Source organism: Bacillus sp. FSL W8-0183 (assembly GCF_038006825.1).
Taxonomy (GTDB): Bacteria; Bacillota; Bacilli; order Bacillales; family Bacillaceae; genus Bacillus; species Bacillus altitudinis.
On sequence record NZ_JBBOVY010000001.1, the window covers coordinates 1678937 to 1696386 of the forward strand.

Consider the following 17450-nt stretch of genomic DNA (forward strand, 5'->3'; position numbering starts at 1 on the left):
TAATATACTATCTTGTTGAAATATTTTCGGAGGTGCTAGTAAAATGGCAGTAAAAATTCGTTTAAAACGTATGGGATCAAAAAGATCTCCTTTCTATCGTATTGTTGTAGCAGATTCTCGTTCACCACGTGACGGTCGTTTCATCGAAACAGTTGGAACATACAATCCAGTGTTATCACCAGCTGAGGTGAAAATCAACGAAGAATTAGCGCTTAAATGGCTTCAAAATGGTGCGAAACCATCTGATACAGTTCGTAACCTTTTCTCAAGCCAAGGAATTCTTGAAAAATTTCATAATGCGAAAAACAGCAAATAATGAATGAGCTGTCCTTGGAAGAATTGATTGTGTCCATCGTCGAGCCACTTGTTGATTTCCCTGAAGATATTCACGTATCTTCATTAGAAAAAGATGAGCAGGTCATTTACACACTGTCTGTCAATGCTGAAGATACCGGAAAAGTGATCGGAAAGCAGGGACGTACAGCTAAAGCGATACGAACAGTCATGTTTGCAGCAAGTGCAGAGTCTTCTAAGAAAGTTCAACTTGAGATTGCTGACTAAAAAGGGAGAGGGCTTAGGACCTCCCCTTTTTTTACACGTTTAAATCTATTTTTCGTTATACTGTAGAGGACAAATGCCTTCGGATAGGGGGACAAAAAGGAAGATGCAGATCATTCAACATGTCACCGTCATGCAAGTATTAACTGAAAGCAGTAAGGACAAACTGTTAACGACTTTTTTGGAGAAAAAAGAAAGACTAGAACGTGAGTGCAATCAACTATATTTTCAACTAAAAAAGCATGAAAAAGAACCACATCAGCAAGAAGCCATCCCTCAATTTCAAAAAGCCATTGAAAAAAGACAAGAGAAAATGAGGCAAATTGATTTTCAAGTCGAGCAGCTGCATATCTTGCCTCTTGGCAGTGAAATGAAAGAAACAGAAGTGGATGCGCTGATTGAAGTAAAAATAGGTGAAAAATGGGATGACAAAATGCAAGACAATGTCATCGTCGTGAAAGACGGCACTATTGTGGAAATACGTCAGGGGTGATTGAGAACATGGAGCTAGAATGGTTGAATGTCGGAAAGATCGTCAATACACATGGAGTGCGCGGAGAAGTACGTGTTGTGTCAAAGACTGATTTCCCAGAAGAACGCTACAAAAAAGGCAGCGTCCTTTATATTTTCAAACAAAATCAAAAAGAACCGCTAAAAGTGACTGTCGCATCACATAGACAGCACAAACAATTTGATTTACTGACATTTGAAGAAGTCGGTTCATTAAATGAAGCTGAGCAATTAAAAGAGTCGATTTTAAAAGTAGAAAAAGAACATCTTGGTTCATTAGATGAAGGGGAATTCTATTTCCACGAAATCATCGGCTGTGAAGTATATGATGAAGAGGACAAACTGATTGGTCAAATCAAAGAAGTTTTAACGCCAGGGGCAAATGATGTATGGGTGGTTGGAAGAAAAGGCAAAAAAGATGCCCTCATCCCTTATATTCCATCTGTCGTCAAAACAGTTGATATTTCATCCAAGAAAGTACACATTGAAGTGATGGAAGGACTCATTGACGAATGAAAATTGACTTTTTAACACTGTTTCCTGAAATGTTTGAAGGAGTGCTTCACTCATCGATCTTAAAAAAAGCTCAGGAAAAAGATGCGGTCTCATTTGATGTCGTGAATTTTAGGGAGTATTCCGATCATAAACATAAAACAGTGGATGACTATCCGTATGGCGGCGGTGCTGGCATGGTTCTGAAAGCACAGCCTGTATTTGATGCGGTAGAAGATTTAACGAAAAAAGCAAACAAGAAGCCCCGCATTATTCTTGTCTGTCCTCAAGGAGAAAGATATACACAAAAGAAAGCAGAAGAGCTTGCAAAAGAAGAGCATCTTATGTTCATTTGCGGCCACTATGAAGGCTACGATGAGCGCATCAGGGAGCATCTTGTCACAGATGAAATCTCAATCGGGGATTTCGTTCTCACAGGCGGAGAGCTGCCGGCGATGATGATTGCAGACAGTGTGGTCAGGCTTTTGCCTCATGTGCTTGGAAAAGAAGCGTCTCATATCGAAGATTCATTTAGTACAGGTCTGCTTGAGCATCCGCACTATACAAGACCAGCTGATTATAAAGGATTGAAAGTACCAGATGTGCTTCTCTCTGGAAATCATGCCAAAATTGAAGAGTGGCGGCGTAAAGAATCGTTGAAGCGAACCTATACAAGACGGCCAGATTTGATCGATTCTTGCAAAACATTAACGGATGAAGAAAAAAGATGGCTTTGGCAGCTTCATAATGACTAGATTGTATTGCACAAGGTATACAGGTGTGGTATGATACTACTTGTGACTTGGACGGCTTGCCGATTCAAGTTTGAAAACGATGTTCCGCTGCAATGAAGAAAGAGGACATGAGCATCTGTTGGAAGGAGTTGAAAACGATGCAACAATTGATTGAAGAAATCACAAAAGAACAATTACGCACTGATCTTCCTGCGTTCCGTCCTGGTGACACTTTACGTGTACACGTGAAAGTTGTCGAGGGTACTCGTGAGCGTATCCAGATCTTTGAAGGTGTTGTAATTAAGCGTCGTGGTGGTGGAATCAGCGAAACTTTCACAGTTCGTAAGATCTCTTACGGTGTAGGCGTTGAGCGTACATTCCCTGTACACACACCAAAAATCGCTAAGATCGAAGTTGTACGTCACGGTAAGGTACGTCGTGCGAAACTTTACTACCTACGTGAACTTCGCGGTAAAGCGGCTCGTATCAAAGAAATCAGACGATAATGATATCAAAGGAAAGAGCTTGTTACCTGTAACAGGCTCTTTTTTTGTACAATGTATAGAGACAACCGTTAGAAGAGAGAAGGTGCACATATGACAATTCAATGGTTTCCAGGCCATATGGCAAAAGCAAGACGGGAAGTCACAGAAAAATTAAAGCTCATCGACATCGTATTTGAATTAACCGATGCAAGAATTCCGATGTCCTCTAGAAACCCAATGATTGAAGAAATCCTCCAAAACAAACCGAAAATTATGCTTTTGAACAAAGCAGATAAAGCAGATCCTCGTATGACAAAAGAGTGGCAGGCACACTTTGAAGCGCAAGGTGTACGGTCGCTTGCCATTAATTCTGTCGATGGGCAAGGGTTAAATCAAATCATTACGACATCAAAAGAAATCTTAAAAGAAAAGTTCGATCGAATGAAAGCAAAAGGTGTTAAGCCGCGTGCCATTCGAGCTTTGATTATCGGAATTCCCAATGTCGGCAAATCAACGCTGATCAATCGGTTGGCAAAGAAAAATATTGCGAAAACAGGAGATCGACCTGGTATTACGACGTCACAGCAATGGGTGAAGGTAGGAAAAGAACTTGAACTGCTCGATACCCCCGGAATTCTCTGGCCGAAATTTGAAGATGAACAAGTAGGTCTTAGGCTGGCCGTCACTGGAGCGATTAAAGACTCTATCATCAACTTGCAGGATGTCGCAGTGTATGCGCTCCGCTTTTTAGAAGAGTACTATCCAGAGCGGTTAAAAAAACGCTATGATTTAGCAGAAATACCTGAAGATACAGTTGAGCTGTTTGATGCCATTGGCACAAAACGCGGCTGTCTGATGAGTGGAGGATTCATTAATTACGACAAAACGACCGAAATCATTATTCGGGATATTCGAACGGAAAAATTTGGTCCCCTCACTTTTGAGAAGCCTGAAAGCTAAAAGACACGCAGCTCATGCGGGTCTTTATTTTTTGCGAAAAACTGCCGATATAAAGAAGGAGGCTGCGGAAAAGCCAATGTACACGGTCAAACAAATAAAAGAATTAATAGAACAACATGCTGACGACGAGTCATACATTCGTGAACTATTGAAAGACGATACAAGAAAAAGTGTCCATAAGCTGATGGACAAATGGAACAAAGAGAGAGAAAAGCAGCAAGAACTGCATGCAGCATGGAAGCAAATGCTGCAATTTGAAACCAAAGCAAGAGCGCAAGGATACAATTGTATTGCAGGCATAGATGAAGCAGGAAGAGGACCACTGGCTGGCCCAGTTGTTGCGGCAGCTGTGATATTAAAAGAGGATACCGTCCTACTCGGTTTAAATGATTCAAAACAGCTATCTGAGAAAAAAAGAATGACCTATTATGAGCTCATTCAAAAGGAAGCACTCGACATCGGCATCGGCATTGTTGATGCGGCAACGATTGACGAAATAAATATATACGAAGCATCAAGACTGGCGATGGTGAAGGCTGTAAAGCAGCTCACTCACACACCTGATTATCTACTCATAGATGCGATGACGCTCCCGCTTCCTACTCAACAGGAGAATATCATCAAAGGAGATGCTAAAAGCGCATCCATCGCAGCTGGTGCATGTATTGCCAAAGTGACAAGGGACAAAATGATGGAAGAGTATGGACGCCAGTACCCTGAGTATCAATTTGAAAAACATAAAGGGTATGGAACGAAAGAGCACCTGGCTGCCATTCAAACACATGGCGCCACACCTATCCACCGGTTATCATTTGCACCAGTGAAATCTGTTATTTCATAAATATTTTGACACAAGGAGGCTGCCTGTGATGACAAGAGTTGAAGATATACATACTGCACTGAATAGTCGGCTGAATACAGCAGAATCTGTTCCGCTTAACACGGAAGGAAAGGAAAATATTCACCGGCTCATTCTCGGCAAAGTACTGAAAATGCTTGGGGATGATACAGCACTTGTTCAAATAGGTTCGACCAAAATAAAAGCGCAGCTAGCGGCTCAGCTAAAAGCCGATTCTTTCTACTGGTTCCAATTAGAACAAGAAGGTGGAGGCAGTCTGAGTAAATTAAGACCTGTTCAGCAATTTGACCAAGATCCTAAAACATTAAAGGATGCCGCAGCTAAACTACTAGAAGGTCTGTCGCTTAAAAATGGACTTGAACAAATGTTAACAGCTACAGCCTTTTTAAAAGAAAAACCGGTCATCAACGAAGCAGAGTTAAAAACGGCAGTAAAATGGATTGAACAACTTCAAGGCGCGGATATCAAAAAAGGCCTGCAAGCACTTCTTTTTGCTTTAAAGAAAGATTTGCCGATTCAGCAAGGAGTGCTCCAATCAATATTAGCGATGAAATCCCCAACTGCACTTCATCAGGATGTGACAGCACTGCTAGATCGATTAACACAGCTTCCGAAGCAATCAGAAGCCACACAGGCTCTTACACAGGCCGTTCGTACGGTTGTAAATGCTGAGACAACTGTTCATGCAGAAAAGCTCTTATCGGTGCTTCTAGGAGCAAAAGAAGGTCAAACGAAGCAAGGGGAAAGCTTGCAGCAGATGCAGCCTCATGTCAATCCGGCTCAGCAAACAAAGCAGAGCCAGCCCGCCGCTATACAAGGGCGACAGGTGGATACAGTGAATCAGAACAGCGTGCAGCAATTATTAAGTCCAAAACAGCTCCCGCTTCAGCAAATAGAACGCATTCTGACAAGCATCACAAAGCAAGGCACAGACGGACAGCAGCAGCTTGATGTAAAACAACTCACATCACTGGTTCAAGCAGTCCAGCAGGCAGGGCCACAGGCTGACGCAAAGGCAGCCGTGCTTCAAAGGGAATTTCCGTTTCTTTCAAAAACAGAGGCGAACGCATTGGCAAAGGTCATTCAGCAGACTGAACCAGCATTAAGCAATAAAACTGATGTACTTGATTTACTGATGACGATGAAAAAAGCGATAGGTGTACGAGATGAAATTGGGATGCTGAAATTACTCGAAAAGGGCAGCCAAGATGTCAAAAGCCAAGAGCTTCACCAATTAAAGATGGTTTTAAATGATGCAAGGCAAGCTGATGTTCCGGAACCCGTAAAAAAAGAAGTGGATCAATTATTCCATAGATTAAATGGGCAGTTACTAGTGCATCAGGAAAACCAAACAGTTAGTCAAATGATGGTTTCTTACCCTCTTTTCTCAAAACATAGTGTTCAAGATTTAACCTTTATTCTAAAAGGGCATAAGAAAAAAGATGGCTCTATTGATATTTCTCAGTGCCGTTTAATGTTTTATTTAAACATGGAGAACTTAGAAGAAACGTTAATAGACTGTACGATTCAGCAAAAAGTGATGTCAATTACAGTCGAGACGGCTCACGAACTGCAAGGGACCATTAATCCAATGATTCCAGCTGTTCGAGAGAATTTAAATGCCCTAGGGTATAGTTTAACGGGGATTACAGCGAAAAAGAGAGAAGAGCCAATTGATCCGTCTGACTTTCTAGATGAACACTTTCATAAAATCAGCGAGAAAGGGCTGGACTTACGAGTATGAAAGATTCAAAACCGCTTAGAAGAGCGGTCGCTCTACACTATGATGAAGAAAAACAAAAAGCGCCAAAAGTCGTTGCAACAGGCAGCGGCTATGTGGCTGATCATATTATTGAAGAAGCTCAAAAAGCTGGCGTCCCTATCCAAGAAGACCGTAATTTAGTAGAACTGATGCGCCACTTAACGCTCGATGAGGAAATCCCAGAAGCGTTATACGATACTGTAGCAGAAATATTTTCATTTATCTATCGATTGGATCAAAAAATGAAAAAATAAGGTAAAATAAGTGTTTTGACTGAAAAATTTATATTTTTAATAAAATAAAAGTTTGAATGTTTAGAAGGATTTTACGATTTTACATAGAACCCTAGACATTCTCTTTTTTATTCTTTAAAATGAAAGCGCAGTCTATTTTATAATTTTTGTTTCTACATATGTTGGGAGGATGGGAAATGAATATCCATGAGTACCAAGGAAAAGAAATCCTAAGAAAATATGGGGTTTCAGTTCCAAATGGTAAAGTAGCATTTACACCTGATGAAGCAGTGAAAGCATCAGAAGAGCTAGGAAGCTCTGTATATGTCGTAAAAGCACAGATTCATGCAGGCGGCCGTGGTAAAGCAGGTGGGGTAAAAATTGCAAAAACAAAAGATGAAGTGAAAGGGTTTGCAGAGGAATTGCTCGGCAAGACACTTGTCACACATCAAACAGGGCCTGAAGGGCGCGAAATAAAACGCTTACTTATTGAAGAAGGCTGCGATATTCAAAAAGAGTACTATGTAGGACTCGTTTTGGATAGAGCGACATCAAGAATTGTTTTGATGGCTTCTGAAGAAGGCGGTACTGAAATTGAAGAAGTAGCAGAAAAAACGCCAGAAAAAATCGTGAAAGTGGTCATCGACCCAGCGATTGGTCTTCAAGCCTATCAGGCGAGAGAAGTTGCGTTTAAAATTAATATTCCAACAAAATTAGTTGGTCAAGCTGTTAAGTTTATGACAAGCCTTTACAATGCGTTTATTGAAAAGGATTGTTCAATTGCCGAGATAAATCCTCTTGTTGTAACAGGTGATGGAAAAGTCATGGCACTTGATGCAAAATTAAACTTTGATAGCAATGCCTTATATAGACAAAAAGATATATTAGAATACCGTGACCTTGATGAAGAAGATCCAAAAGAGATTGAAGCATCTAAATATGACCTAAGCTACATTTCTCTAGATGGGAATATTGGCTGTATGGTGAATGGAGCAGGCCTTGCGATGTCTACAATGGATATCATCAAGCATTACGGCGGGGACCCTGCAAACTTCCTTGATGTTGGCGGCGGTGCAACTGCTGAAAAAGTAACGGAAGCATTTAAAATCATCTTATCTGATCAAAATGTCAAAGGGATTTTCGTGAACATTTTTGGCGGCATCATGAAATGTGATGTCATCGCAGAAGGTGTTGTTGAAGCGACGAAACAAGTCGGCTTAACATTACCACTCGTTGTACGTCTTGAAGGAACAAACGTTGAATTAGGGAAGAAAATCCTGAGTGATTCAGGCTTAAATATCACTTCTGCTGAGTCTATGGCTGACGGGGCAGAAAAGATCGTATCTTTAGTCAAGTAGAGCAGAAAGGCAGGGAACCTAAATGAGTGTATTTATTAATAAAAATACGAGAGTAATTGTTCAGGGGATTACCGGTTCAACCGCATTATTCCATACAAAACAAATGATTGAGTATGGAACAAATATCGTTGGCGGTGTCACACCTGGAAAAGGTGGAACTGAAGTAGAGGGAGTTCCTGTATTTAATACTGTATCTGAAGCAGTACAGACAACTGGAGCAAATGCTTCTGTTATCTATGTACCAGCACCATTTGCAGCAGACGCCATTTTAGAGGCTGTTGATGCAGAAGTGGATCTAGTGATTTGTATCACAGAACACATTCCAGTTCTGGATATGGTTAAAGTGAAACGCTATATGGAAGGTAAGAAGACAAGACTTGTTGGACCGAACTGTCCTGGCGTGATTACACCTGAAGAATGTAAAATTGGCATCATGCCTGGCTACATTCATAAAAAAGGTCATGTTGGTGTTGTGTCTCGTTCTGGAACGCTTACATATGAAGCGGTACATCAGCTTTCAGAGGCTGGTGTTGGTCAATCAACAGCTGTAGGAATTGGCGGAGACCCTGTCAATGGCACGAACTTTATTGATGTATTAAAAGCCTTCAATGAAGATCCTGAAACGCATGCTGTGATCATGATTGGTGAAATCGGTGGTACTGCTGAAGAAGAAGCAGCTGAATGGGTAAAAGCAAATATGACCAAGCCGGTTGTTGGCTTTATTGGCGGTAAAACAGCGCCTCCAGGAAAACGTATGGGACATGCTGGTGCCATTATTTCTGGTGGTAAAGGAACTGCTGATGAAAAAGTAAAAACAATGCGTGAATGTGGAATTGAAGTGGCAGAGACACCATCTGTCATGGGAGAAACCTTAATTAAAGTGTTAAAAGAGAAGAATCTCTTCGAAGCTTGTAAAACGCATTAATGACACAAGAAGACTTGTTCTTTGACAAGTCTTCTTCTTTCTATCTTAAACTGGAGGAATGGTATGTACAACGTGTCCGAAAGAATGATTTTTCACCGCTTAAAAGGCCTCATCTCACCCTCTTTGTTAACAAAATGGTGGAAAGTCGATCCTGAGCTATATATAAATGAAGAAACACATCATTTCAAACAGGATCGATCATTACAAAAGATCGACTTTACCCGCTTACAACAAGCTGAAGAAAATGAATTCCCCATTTTTCAACACATCGTTCAAGCCTATTTAAAGCAAAATATTCACATGATTCCCATCACATCACCTTTATATCCCAGCTCACTAAAACACATTTATGATCCTCCCCCAGTATTATTCCTTAAAGGAAACGTTACCTATTTAAATGAAGAAAAAAGTTTAGGTGTAGTAGGTACACGAGTGCCATCCTCTTATGGAGAAGCGTGCGTGAAGAAAATTGTTGGAGAACTTGTAGAGGAAGATTGGATGATTGTGAGTGGTTTAGCAAAAGGAATTGATGGACTTGCACACAAAGAGTGCATAAGAAAAAAAGGAAAAACGATTGGTGTTGTAGCTGGCGGCTTTCAACATGTATATCCAAAAGAACATGTGCAAATGGCTCAATATATGGGAGAACATCATTTACTGTTGTCAGAGCATCCGCCTTATATCAAACCAGAAAAATGGCATTTTCCAATGAGAAACCGATTAATTAGTGCCCTGACAAGAGGAACCATCGTGGTCCAGTGCAAAGAAAAGAGCGGTTCGCTTATTACAGCCTATCAGGCATTAGAGCAAGGAAAAGAAGTGTTTGCTGTTGCAGGATCGATCTTTGATTCTAATTCTATAGGTCCAGCTAGACTGATTCAGCAAGGTGCCAAGCTTGTTCATTCAACGAAGGATATTTTAGAGGAATTCTCCTTGAGTGGTGTTCAATATACTGAACTCCCATAAAAATATCGTTTGACAAAAGACATCGGAATATTTAATAATAGTGAGGATTTAAGTTTACACTTTGTTTTTCGTGTTTATAATGATGTTCATCATAAAGAATTTTTAACGATTGCCTGTTAGATAGGTGCAATTAACATAAATATAAATTTGTGAAATGGATAAAGAGAGAACACCTCTTAAGGGGGATTTTGAGTATGGCTGATTATTTAGTCATCGTTGAGTCGCCAGCAAAGGCGAAAACGATTGAGCGTTATTTAGGAAAAAAGTATAAAGTAAAGGCTTCAATGGGGCACGTAAGGGATTTACCGAAAAGTCAGCTTGGTGTTGACACTGAGCATGACTTCGAACCGAGATATATTACGATTCGAGGAAAAGGTCCAGTCTTAAAAGAATTAAAAACAGCAGCGAAAAAAGCAAAAAAAGTATATCTCGCAGCTGACCCCGACAGAGAGGGAGAAGCGATTGCTTGGCATTTAGCCCACAGCCTTGACCTTGACCTCTCTTCAGATTGCCGCGTTGTCTTTAACGAGATTACAAAAGATGCAATTAAAGATTCCTTTAAACATCCACGTATGATCGATATGGACTTGGTTGATGCGCAGCAGGCAAGACGAATCTTAGATCGTCTCGTTGGATATAAAATCAGCCCAATTTTATGGAAGAAAGTCAAAAAGGGCTTAAGCGCCGGTCGTGTTCAATCAGTTGCACTCCGCCTGATTATTGACCGCGAGAATGAAATTAATGAATTCAAACCAGAAGAATACTGGACAATTGATGGCACCTTCCTAAAAGGGAAAGAAAGCTTTGAAGCGAGTTTCTTTGGCGTAAATGGCAAAAAACATCCGCTAAAAACAAAAGAAGATGTAAAAGAAATCCTTTCGAAATTAAAAGGAAGCAAGTTTTCTGTTGAAAAAGTGACGAAAAAAGAACGTAAACGCAACCCAGCTGTTCCGTTTACAACATCTACCTTACAACAAGAGGCAGCGAGAAAACTAAACTTCCGTGCGAAGAAAACGATGATGATTGCACAGCAATTATATGAAGGAATTGATCTTGGTAAAGAAGGTACAGTAGGTCTCATTACATATATGAGAACGGACTCAACACGTATTTCCAATACGGCAATTGAAGAAGTATCTGCTTTCATTGATCAAACGTACGGCAAGAATTTCTTGAATACAACAAAACGTACTGCCAAAAAGAACGAAAATGCACAGGATGCTCACGAAGCCATCCGTCCGACTTCTACGCTAAGAAAACCAGCAGATGTCAAACACGTGCTAAGCAGAGATCAGCTTCGTCTTTATAAATTGATTTGGGAACGTTTTGTGGCAAGCCAAATGGCACCAGCTGTTCTTGATACAATGAGTGTGGATCTTGAAAATAACGGGCTTACTTTCCGTGCAAATGGGAGTAAGGTGAAATTCCCTGGATTTATGAAAGTATATGTTGAAGGGAAGGACGACCAGTTAGAAGAAAAGGACAAAATGCTTCCTGATCTGAAAGAGGGAGATACCGTTCTTTCAAAAGATATTGAACCAGAGCAGCACTTTACGCAGCCGCCTCCACGCTACACTGAGGCAAGACTTGTCAAAACCCTTGAAGAGCTAGGTATCGGCCGCCCATCGACGTATGCACCAACATTAGATACCATTCAAAAGCGCGGCTACGTGGCACTTGATAACAAACGGTTTATTCCAACAGAGCTTGGAGAGATTGTGCTCAACTTAATTATTGAATTCTTCCCTGAAATCATTAACGTAGAATTTACTGCGAAAATGGAAAAAGAACTTGATAGCGTTGAAGAAGGTACGATTGAATGGGTACGCATTATCGACAGTTTCTATCAAGATTTTGCAAAACGGGTAGAAAAAGCAGAAGCAGAGATGCAGGAAGTTGAGATCGAGCCTGAATACGCCGGAGTTGATTGCGAAGAGTGTGGTCATCCAATGGTGTACAAAATGGGGAGATACGGTAAGTTCATGGCATGCTCTAATTTCCCTGACTGCCGTAACACAAAACCAATTGTCAAAGATATTGGTGTCAAATGCCCGACTTGTCACGAAGGAAATATCGTTGAACGGAAATCTAAGAAGCGCCGCATTTTTTACGGTTGCGATCGTTTTCCAGAGTGTGAATTCGTGTCTTGGGACAAACCAATTGAAAGAAAGTGTCCAAAATGCGAAAATATGCTTGTAGAGAAAAAGCTGAAAAAAGGCATTCAAGTTCAATGTGTGAACTGTGATTATAAAGAGGAACAACAAAAATAGCGGTGAGCAGCCTTGTTCACCTGCTTTTTTATGTCATCAAATAGAACTTACGAAATAGGAGAGTTGTACAATGAGTCAATTTGTAAATGTGATCGGAGCAGGTTTAGCAGGAAGTGAAGCGGCATGGCAAATTGCCAAGCGCGGAATTAAAGTTCATCTGTATGAAATGAGACCTGTTAAACAAACACCAGCTCACCACACTGATAAATTTGCGGAGCTCGTATGCAGTAACTCATTGCGTGCGAACGCTTTAACAAACGCAGTAGGTGTACTAAAGGAAGAAATGCGTCATTTAGACTCAGCAATCATCGCAGCAGCAGATGAAAGCTCGGTTCCTGCTGGTGGAGCGCTTGCAGTAGATCGTCATGAATTTGCAGCTAACGTCACAGACCGCGTGAAAAATCACCCGAATGTGACGGTCTTTCAAGAAGAAGTGCAAAGCATTCCAGAAGGTCCGACGATTATCGCAACGGGTCCTCTAACATCAGAAGCACTTTCAAAAGAATTAAAATCCTTAACAGGTGAAGAGTATTTATATTTCTACGATGCAGCAGCGCCGATCCTCGAGAAAGACAGCATCGATATGGATAAAGTGTACTTGAAATCACGTTATGATAAAGGGGAAGCAGCTTATTTAAACTGTCCGATGACAGAAGAAGAATTCGATCGTTTTTATGAGGCGCTCATTTCTGCTGAAACTGTGCCGTTAAAAGAGTTCGAAAAAGAAATCTTCTTCGAAGGCTGTATGCCCATTGAAGTCATGGCCAAAAGAGGGAAAAAAACCATGTTGTTTGGCCCGATGAAACCAGTTGGACTTGAAGATCCAAAAACAGGGAAAAGACCTTACGCTGTTGTTCAATTAAGACAGGATGATGCAGCAGGTACTTTATATAATATTGTTGGGTTCCAAACACATCTAAAATGGGGCGATCAAAAGGAAGTATTCCGTTTGATCCCAGGTCTTGAAGAGGCAGAGATTGTTCGCTATGGTGTGATGCACCGTAATACATTTATTAATTCGCCAAGCCTTCTAAAACCGACATATCAATTTAAAAATAGAGACGACTTATTCTTTGCCGGACAAATGACTGGTGTTGAAGGATATGTTGAGTCCGCGGCTTCAGGACTAGTGGCTGGAATCAACGCAGCTCGTTTTGTTAAAGGAGAAGAGCTTGTGACACTTCCAGAAGAAACAGCGATTGGCAGTATGGCTTACTACATCACATCAACAAACAAGAAAAGCTTCCAGCCGATGAATGCAAACTTTGGCTTGCTGAAAGATCTTGGCGTTCGAATTAAAAACAAACAAGAGCGCTATGCAGAGTACGCTAAACGCGCAATCGAAACTATTCAAACTATTTCGAAATCTCTGTAGTAAAACATTGCACGGGAAGCAAGATATGTGATACCATTTAAAAGCCTTAAAGAGGTGTAAAAATGACAGATAAACAGCGTCTTGTCCACTTATTCATTGAATATTTGCAGATTGAAAAGAACTATTCAGCTTTAACGATCTCGGGTTATACTGAGGCGATTGAAGAGTTTGTCAGATTTATGAACATTCAAGGAATAGACGGTTTTGAAGAGGTATCCTATCAAGATACGAGAATTTATTTAACAGAAGCTTATGAAAAAGGCCTTACAAGAAGAACGATTAGTAAGAAAGTCTCTGCACTTCGCAGCTTTTATAAATTTTTATTAAGAGAACAGCTTGTGAAAGAAAATCCTTTTTTACTCGTTAGCTTACCAAAGCAGGATAAGCGAATTCCTTCATTTTTGTATGAAGAGGAGCTAAAAGAGCTATTTACAGTTTCTGATGTAAATACACCGCCTGGTCAAAGAAATCAAGCCATTTTAGAACTTCTTTATGCAACAGGTATGAGGGTCAGTGAGTTATGTTCATTAAAAGAATCTGATCTTGATTTATCGATGGATACAGTGCTTGTTCATGGGAAAGGCAGCAAACAACGGTATGTACCTTTCGGCTCTTATGCACATGAAGCGCTCTCCACATATTTAGAGGATGGAAGGCAGAAGCTGAAAGTGAAGGGAAAGGATCGTGCTGATTCACATGTGTTTTTGAATCAGCGCGGAGCTCCTCTTACAGACAGAGGCGTTCGATTCATTCTAACTGAATTAATGAAAAAGGCGTCTGGCACATTACATATCCATCCTCACATGTTAAGGCACACCTTTGCTACGCATCTTTTAAACGAGGGAGCGGATTTAAGAAGTGTTCAAGAACTTCTCGGTCACTCAAATTTATCATCAACACAGGTGTACACGCATGTATCAAAAGATTCTTTAAGAAAAACGTACATGTCTCATCACCCAAGGGCTTTTAAACGATCCTAAAAGGAGGTTTTTTCATGTCATCATTTCATGCAACCACAATCTTTGCCGTTCAACATAAAGGAAAAAGTGCGATGGCTGGAGACGGTCAAGTCACTTTTGGGCAGGCTGTCGTCATGAAACACACAGCAAAAAAAGTGCGCCGTCTTTTCGGAGGCAAAGTACTCGCAGGTTTTGCTGGTTCAGTTGCAGATGCATTTACACTCTTTGAGAAGTTTGAAACGAAGCTTGAAGAATACGGTGGTAACCTAAAACGAGCAGCTGTAGAACTGGCGAAAGAATGGCGAAGTGACAAGATGCTCAGACAGCTTGAGGCCATGCTGATCGTCATGAATAAAGAAAGCATCCTGCTCGTATCTGGAACAGGAGAGGTCATCGAGCCAGACGATGGCATTTTGGCTATCGGATCAGGCGGTAACTACGCGCTTAGCGCCGGGAGAGCACTCAAAAAACATGCAGGTGACCATCTCTCAGCTCGAGAGATTGCAAAGGCGGCTCTTGAAACGGCCGGAGAAATCTGTGTCTACACGAACGATCAAATCACTTTAGAAGAGCTTGAATAGAAAGGACATGAGACGTATGGAGAAAAAGCCGTTCACCCCAAGAGAGATAGTTGAAAAGCTCGATCAGTACATTATTGGTCAGCTTGATGCGAAAAAAGCAGTGGCGGTGGCTTTAAGAAACCGTTACAGAAGAAGTCTTTTACATGATAAGCTAAAGGATGAAGTCGTTCCTAAAAACATCTTAATGATTGGTCCGACAGGTGTGGGGAAAACAGAAATTGCCCGCAGAATTGCAAGGATTTCTGGTGCACCTTTCATTAAAGTGGAAGCGACGAAGTTTACTGAAGTTGGATATGTCGGACGTGACGTAGAATCAATGGTCAGAGATTTAGTGGAAACAGCAATCAGACTAGTCAAAGAAGAAAAAATGAAGGATGTTCAAGAAGAAGCGGAAAAACAAGCAAACAAACGGCTTGTTCATCTACTTGTTCCTGGAAAGAAAAAAAGTCAGTCTATGAAAAATCCTTTTGAGATGCTGTTTGGTGGTTCTGATGCTGATGAAAGTGATCGAGATCACTCAAGTGAAGAAGTAGAGCTTGAGTCGACGAGAAAACGCATTGCGCACCAGCTGGCGATGGGTGAACTTGAAGACCATTACGTCACGATTGAAGTTGAAGAGCAGCAGCCTTCCATGTTTGATATGCTTCAAGGCTCGGGTATGGAGCAAATGGGTATGAACATGCAGGATGCGCTTAGCAATCTCATGCCTAAAAAGAAAAAACGCAGAAAGCTGACCGTCAGAGAAGCGAGAAAAGCGTTAACTGCTGAGGAAGCTTCAAAACTGATTGATATGGATGAAGTCGGTCAGGAAGCCGTGCAAAAAGCAGAACAGCAAGGAATAATCTTTATCGATGAGATCGATAAAATTGCCAAAAGCGGTGGTGCATCGTCTGCAGATGTTTCTCGTGAAGGGGTTCAACGTGATATTTTACCGATTGTAGAAGGTTCCACTGTGATGACGAAGTATGGGGCTGTGAAAACAGATCATGTTCTATTTGTAGCAGCAGGCGCTTTTCATATGGCGAAACCCTCGGATTTGATTCCAGAGCTTCAAGGACGCTTCCCAATCCGTGTAGAATTAGATAAATTAAGTATAGAAGACTTTGTGAAAATCTTAACGGAACCAGATAACGCGTTATTAAAGCAATATAAGGCTCTACTTGAAACAGAAGGTATATCTCTTGAATTTTCTGACGATGCTATTCATAAGATTGCCGAAGTGGCTTATCACGTCAATCAGGAGACGGATAACATCGGTGCAAGAAGGCTTCACACCATACTTGAGAAGCTGCTAGAAGAGCTCTCATTTGAGGCGCCTGATATTACGATGGAAACAGTGACCATTACCCCTCAGTATGTAGAAGAGAAGCTAGGAAAGATTGCAAATAATAAAGACTTAAGTCAATTTATACTTTAACAAATGAATAAAGTAATCTAGGAGGATCATTATTATGGCGTTACTACAAAAAACAAGGATTATTAACTCGATGCTGCAAGATGCAGCGGGGAAGCCGGTTAATTTCAAAGAAATGGCAGAAACATTGAGAGATGTCATTGATTCAAACATTTTCGTATTAAGCAGAAGAGGGAAACTTCTTGGCTACTCCATTAACCAGCAGATTGAAAATGCACGTATGAAAAAAATGTTGGAAGATCGTCAGTTCCCTGAAGAATATACAAAGAGTCTATTCAACATCCCTGAAACATCTTCAAATCTTGACATCAACAGTGAGTATACAGCTTTCCCGATTGAGAACCGTGATTTATTCCAATCAGGTTTGACAACGATTGTGCCAATCATCGGAGGCGGAGATCGCTTAGGGACGTTAATCCTTTCTCGTTTGCAAGATACATTCACAGATGATGATTTAATTCTTGCTGAATACGGCGCAACAGTTGTAGGGATGGAGATTCTTCGCGAGAAAGCGGAAGAAATTGAAGAAGAAGCAAGAAGTAAAGCGGTTGTTCAAATGGCGATCAGCTCTCTTTCATATAGTGAGCTTGAAGCGATTGAGCATATCTTTGAAGAACTTGATGGAAACGAAGGGCTGCTTGTGGCAAGTAAGATTGCTGACCGTGTAGGAATCACTCGTTCAGTGATCGTAAACGCACTGCGTAAGTTAGAAAGTGCAGGCGTTATTGAATCACGTTCTCTTGGAATGAAGGGAACATACATCAAAGTATTAAACAATAAATTTTTAATTGAACTTGAAAATTTAAAATCTCACTAATCAGAAAACCCCTTTTCGGCCGAAATAAATGTTGAAAAGGGGTTTTTTGTATGAAAAAAGAGGATTTGTCCGAAAAATGACACTCTTTTTCCCAAGAAACCCCTTACAATTCTGTAGTGCTTTGAATCTAGGTCTTTATGCCTACTCGTAAAATAGATATATATTACGAGTTTTTTTTACAATTACATCATA

Annotated in this window: 19 protein-coding genes; all 19 read left to right on the forward strand. The window is 40.8% G+C overall.

The features are described 5' to 3' along the window. Positions 1–43: 43 nt before the first annotated feature. The 19 genes from rpsP to codY all read left to right on the forward strand — a co-directional run bounded on the left by rpsP (position 44) and on the right by codY (position 17258). The gene (gene rpsP, locus NSQ64_RS08795) at positions 44–316 is read left to right on the forward strand and encodes a 30S ribosomal protein S16 (RefSeq protein WP_003212139.1); all 273 of its coding nucleotides are present in this window, start codon (positions 44–46) and stop codon (positions 314–316) included. Further along, positions 316–561 carry a KH domain-containing protein gene (locus NSQ64_RS08800; protein ID WP_012009937.1) on the forward strand — a complete coding sequence of 82 codons (246 nt, stop codon included), beginning with the start codon at positions 316–318 and terminating at the stop codon, positions 559–561. Before rpsP ends, NSQ64_RS08800 begins: the two co-directional genes overlap by 1 nt. A gap of 103 nt (positions 562–664) precedes the next feature. After that, positions 665–1051 carry a YlqD family protein gene (locus tag NSQ64_RS08805; protein WP_341016034.1) on the forward strand — a complete coding sequence of 129 codons (387 nt, stop codon included), beginning with the start codon at positions 665–667 and terminating at the stop codon, positions 1049–1051. Positions 1052–1059: 8 nt separating this feature from the next. Beyond that, the gene (rimM, locus tag NSQ64_RS08810; protein WP_008344836.1) at positions 1060–1584 is read left to right on the forward strand and encodes a ribosome maturation factor RimM; all 525 of its coding nucleotides are present in this window, start codon (positions 1060–1062) and stop codon (positions 1582–1584) included. Next, positions 1581–2315 (forward strand): tRNA (guanosine(37)-N1)-methyltransferase TrmD, encoded by a 735-nt coding sequence (gene trmD, locus NSQ64_RS08815; protein WP_007499635.1) that lies wholly within the window; start codon positions 1581–1583, stop codon positions 2313–2315. The genes rimM and trmD overlap by 4 nt, the downstream gene beginning before the upstream one ends. Positions 2316–2452: 137 nt before the next feature. Next, on the forward strand, positions 2453–2800 hold the full coding sequence (gene rplS / locus NSQ64_RS08820) for a 50S ribosomal protein L19 (RefSeq protein WP_008344834.1): 348 nt from the start codon (positions 2453–2455) through the stop codon (positions 2798–2800). 90 nt (positions 2801–2890) lie between these two features. Beyond that, complete coding sequence (gene ylqF, locus NSQ64_RS08825) at positions 2891–3739, forward strand: ribosome biogenesis GTPase YlqF (protein ID WP_268431952.1); 849 nt, start codon at positions 2891–2893, stop codon at positions 3737–3739. A gap of 76 nt (positions 3740–3815) precedes the next feature. After that, positions 3816–4580, forward strand: coding sequence for a ribonuclease HII (locus tag NSQ64_RS08830; RefSeq protein ID WP_024720347.1), 765 nt, complete (start codon positions 3816–3818; stop codon positions 4578–4580). A gap of 28 nt (positions 4581–4608) precedes the next feature. Further along, a complete protein-coding gene (locus NSQ64_RS08835; RefSeq protein WP_341016038.1) occupies positions 4609–6342 on the forward strand; it encodes a glycosyltransferase in 1734 nt (577 codons plus the stop codon). Beyond that, positions 6339–6614 (forward strand): FlhB-like flagellar biosynthesis protein, encoded by a 276-nt coding sequence (locus tag NSQ64_RS08840; protein WP_008344827.1) that lies wholly within the window; start codon positions 6339–6341, stop codon positions 6612–6614. Before NSQ64_RS08835 ends, NSQ64_RS08840 begins: the two co-directional genes overlap by 4 nt. 176 nt (positions 6615–6790) lie before the next feature. Continuing rightward, the gene (sucC, locus tag NSQ64_RS08845) at positions 6791–7951 is read left to right on the forward strand and encodes an ADP-forming succinate--CoA ligase subunit beta (RefSeq protein WP_008344824.1); all 1161 of its coding nucleotides are present in this window, start codon (positions 6791–6793) and stop codon (positions 7949–7951) included. Positions 7952–7973: 22 nt separating this feature from the next. Then, complete coding sequence (sucD, locus tag NSQ64_RS08850) at positions 7974–8876, forward strand: succinate--CoA ligase subunit alpha (RefSeq protein WP_007499624.1); 903 nt, start codon at positions 7974–7976, stop codon at positions 8874–8876. 63 nt (positions 8877–8939) lie between these two features. Then, entirely contained in the window at positions 8940–9842 is a 903-nt protein-coding gene (gene dprA, locus NSQ64_RS08855; protein ID WP_041090524.1) for a DNA-processing protein DprA, read from the forward strand. Between the two features lie 194 nt (positions 9843–10036). After that, on the forward strand, positions 10037–12112 hold the full coding sequence (gene topA / locus NSQ64_RS08860; RefSeq protein ID WP_008344821.1) for a type I DNA topoisomerase: 2076 nt from the start codon (positions 10037–10039) through the stop codon (positions 12110–12112). 70 nt (positions 12113–12182) lie between these two features. Further along, positions 12183–13487, forward strand: coding sequence for an FADH(2)-oxidizing methylenetetrahydrofolate--tRNA-(uracil(54)-C(5))-methyltransferase TrmFO (gene trmFO / locus NSQ64_RS08865; RefSeq protein ID WP_007499618.1), 1305 nt, complete (start codon positions 12183–12185; stop codon positions 13485–13487). Positions 13488–13549: 62 nt separating this feature from the next. Further along, the gene (gene xerC / locus NSQ64_RS08870) at positions 13550–14467 is read left to right on the forward strand and encodes a tyrosine recombinase XerC (protein WP_341016043.1); all 918 of its coding nucleotides are present in this window, start codon (positions 13550–13552) and stop codon (positions 14465–14467) included. A gap of 14 nt (positions 14468–14481) precedes the next feature. Next, complete coding sequence (gene hslV / locus NSQ64_RS08875; protein WP_007499614.1) at positions 14482–15027, forward strand: ATP-dependent protease subunit HslV; 546 nt, start codon at positions 14482–14484, stop codon at positions 15025–15027. A gap of 16 nt (positions 15028–15043) precedes the next feature. Then, positions 15044–16444, forward strand: a complete 1401-nt coding sequence (gene hslU / locus NSQ64_RS08880; protein WP_217815754.1) for an HslU--HslV peptidase ATPase subunit — start codon at positions 15044–15046, stop codon at positions 16442–16444. 34 nt (positions 16445–16478) lie between these two features. Next, a complete protein-coding gene (gene codY / locus NSQ64_RS08885; protein WP_341016047.1) occupies positions 16479–17258 on the forward strand; it encodes a GTP-sensing pleiotropic transcriptional regulator CodY in 780 nt (259 codons plus the stop codon). Positions 17259–17450: the final 192 nt, after the last annotated feature.

Bases quoted from the DNA above. Each gene is read 5' to 3' on its own strand.
- rpsP (WP_003212139.1), top strand. From the start codon at position 44: ATGGCAGTAAAAATTCGTTTAAAACGTATGGGATCAAAAAGATCTCCT.
- NSQ64_RS08800 (WP_012009937.1), top strand. From the start codon at position 316: ATGAATGAGCTGTCCTTGGAAGAATTGATTGTGTCCATCGTCGAGCCA.
- NSQ64_RS08805 (WP_341016034.1), top strand. From the start codon at position 665: ATGCAGATCATTCAACATGTCACCGTCATGCAAGTATTAACTGAAAGC.
- rimM (WP_008344836.1), top strand. From the start codon at position 1,060: ATGGAGCTAGAATGGTTGAATGTCGGAAAGATCGTCAATACACATGGA.
- trmD (WP_007499635.1), top strand. From the start codon at position 1,581: ATGAAAATTGACTTTTTAACACTGTTTCCTGAAATGTTTGAAGGAGTG.
- rplS (WP_008344834.1), top strand. From the start codon at position 2,453: ATGCAACAATTGATTGAAGAAATCACAAAAGAACAATTACGCACTGAT.
- ylqF (WP_268431952.1), top strand. From the start codon at position 2,891: ATGACAATTCAATGGTTTCCAGGCCATATGGCAAAAGCAAGACGGGAA.
- NSQ64_RS08830 (WP_024720347.1), top strand. From the start codon at position 3,816: ATGTACACGGTCAAACAAATAAAAGAATTAATAGAACAACATGCTGAC.
- NSQ64_RS08835 (WP_341016038.1), top strand. From the start codon at position 4,609: ATGACAAGAGTTGAAGATATACATACTGCACTGAATAGTCGGCTGAAT.
- NSQ64_RS08840 (WP_008344827.1), top strand. From the start codon at position 6,339: ATGAAAGATTCAAAACCGCTTAGAAGAGCGGTCGCTCTACACTATGAT.
- sucC (WP_008344824.1), top strand. From the start codon at position 6,791: ATGAATATCCATGAGTACCAAGGAAAAGAAATCCTAAGAAAATATGGG.
- sucD (WP_007499624.1), top strand. From the start codon at position 7,974: ATGAGTGTATTTATTAATAAAAATACGAGAGTAATTGTTCAGGGGATT.
- dprA (WP_041090524.1), top strand. From the start codon at position 8,940: ATGTACAACGTGTCCGAAAGAATGATTTTTCACCGCTTAAAAGGCCTC.
- topA (WP_008344821.1), top strand. From the start codon at position 10,037: ATGGCTGATTATTTAGTCATCGTTGAGTCGCCAGCAAAGGCGAAAACG.
- trmFO (WP_007499618.1), top strand. From the start codon at position 12,183: ATGAGTCAATTTGTAAATGTGATCGGAGCAGGTTTAGCAGGAAGTGAA.
- xerC (WP_341016043.1), top strand. From the start codon at position 13,550: ATGACAGATAAACAGCGTCTTGTCCACTTATTCATTGAATATTTGCAG.
- hslV (WP_007499614.1), top strand. From the start codon at position 14,482: ATGTCATCATTTCATGCAACCACAATCTTTGCCGTTCAACATAAAGGA.
- hslU (WP_217815754.1), top strand. From the start codon at position 15,044: ATGGAGAAAAAGCCGTTCACCCCAAGAGAGATAGTTGAAAAGCTCGAT.
- codY (WP_341016047.1), top strand. From the start codon at position 16,479: ATGGCGTTACTACAAAAAACAAGGATTATTAACTCGATGCTGCAAGAT.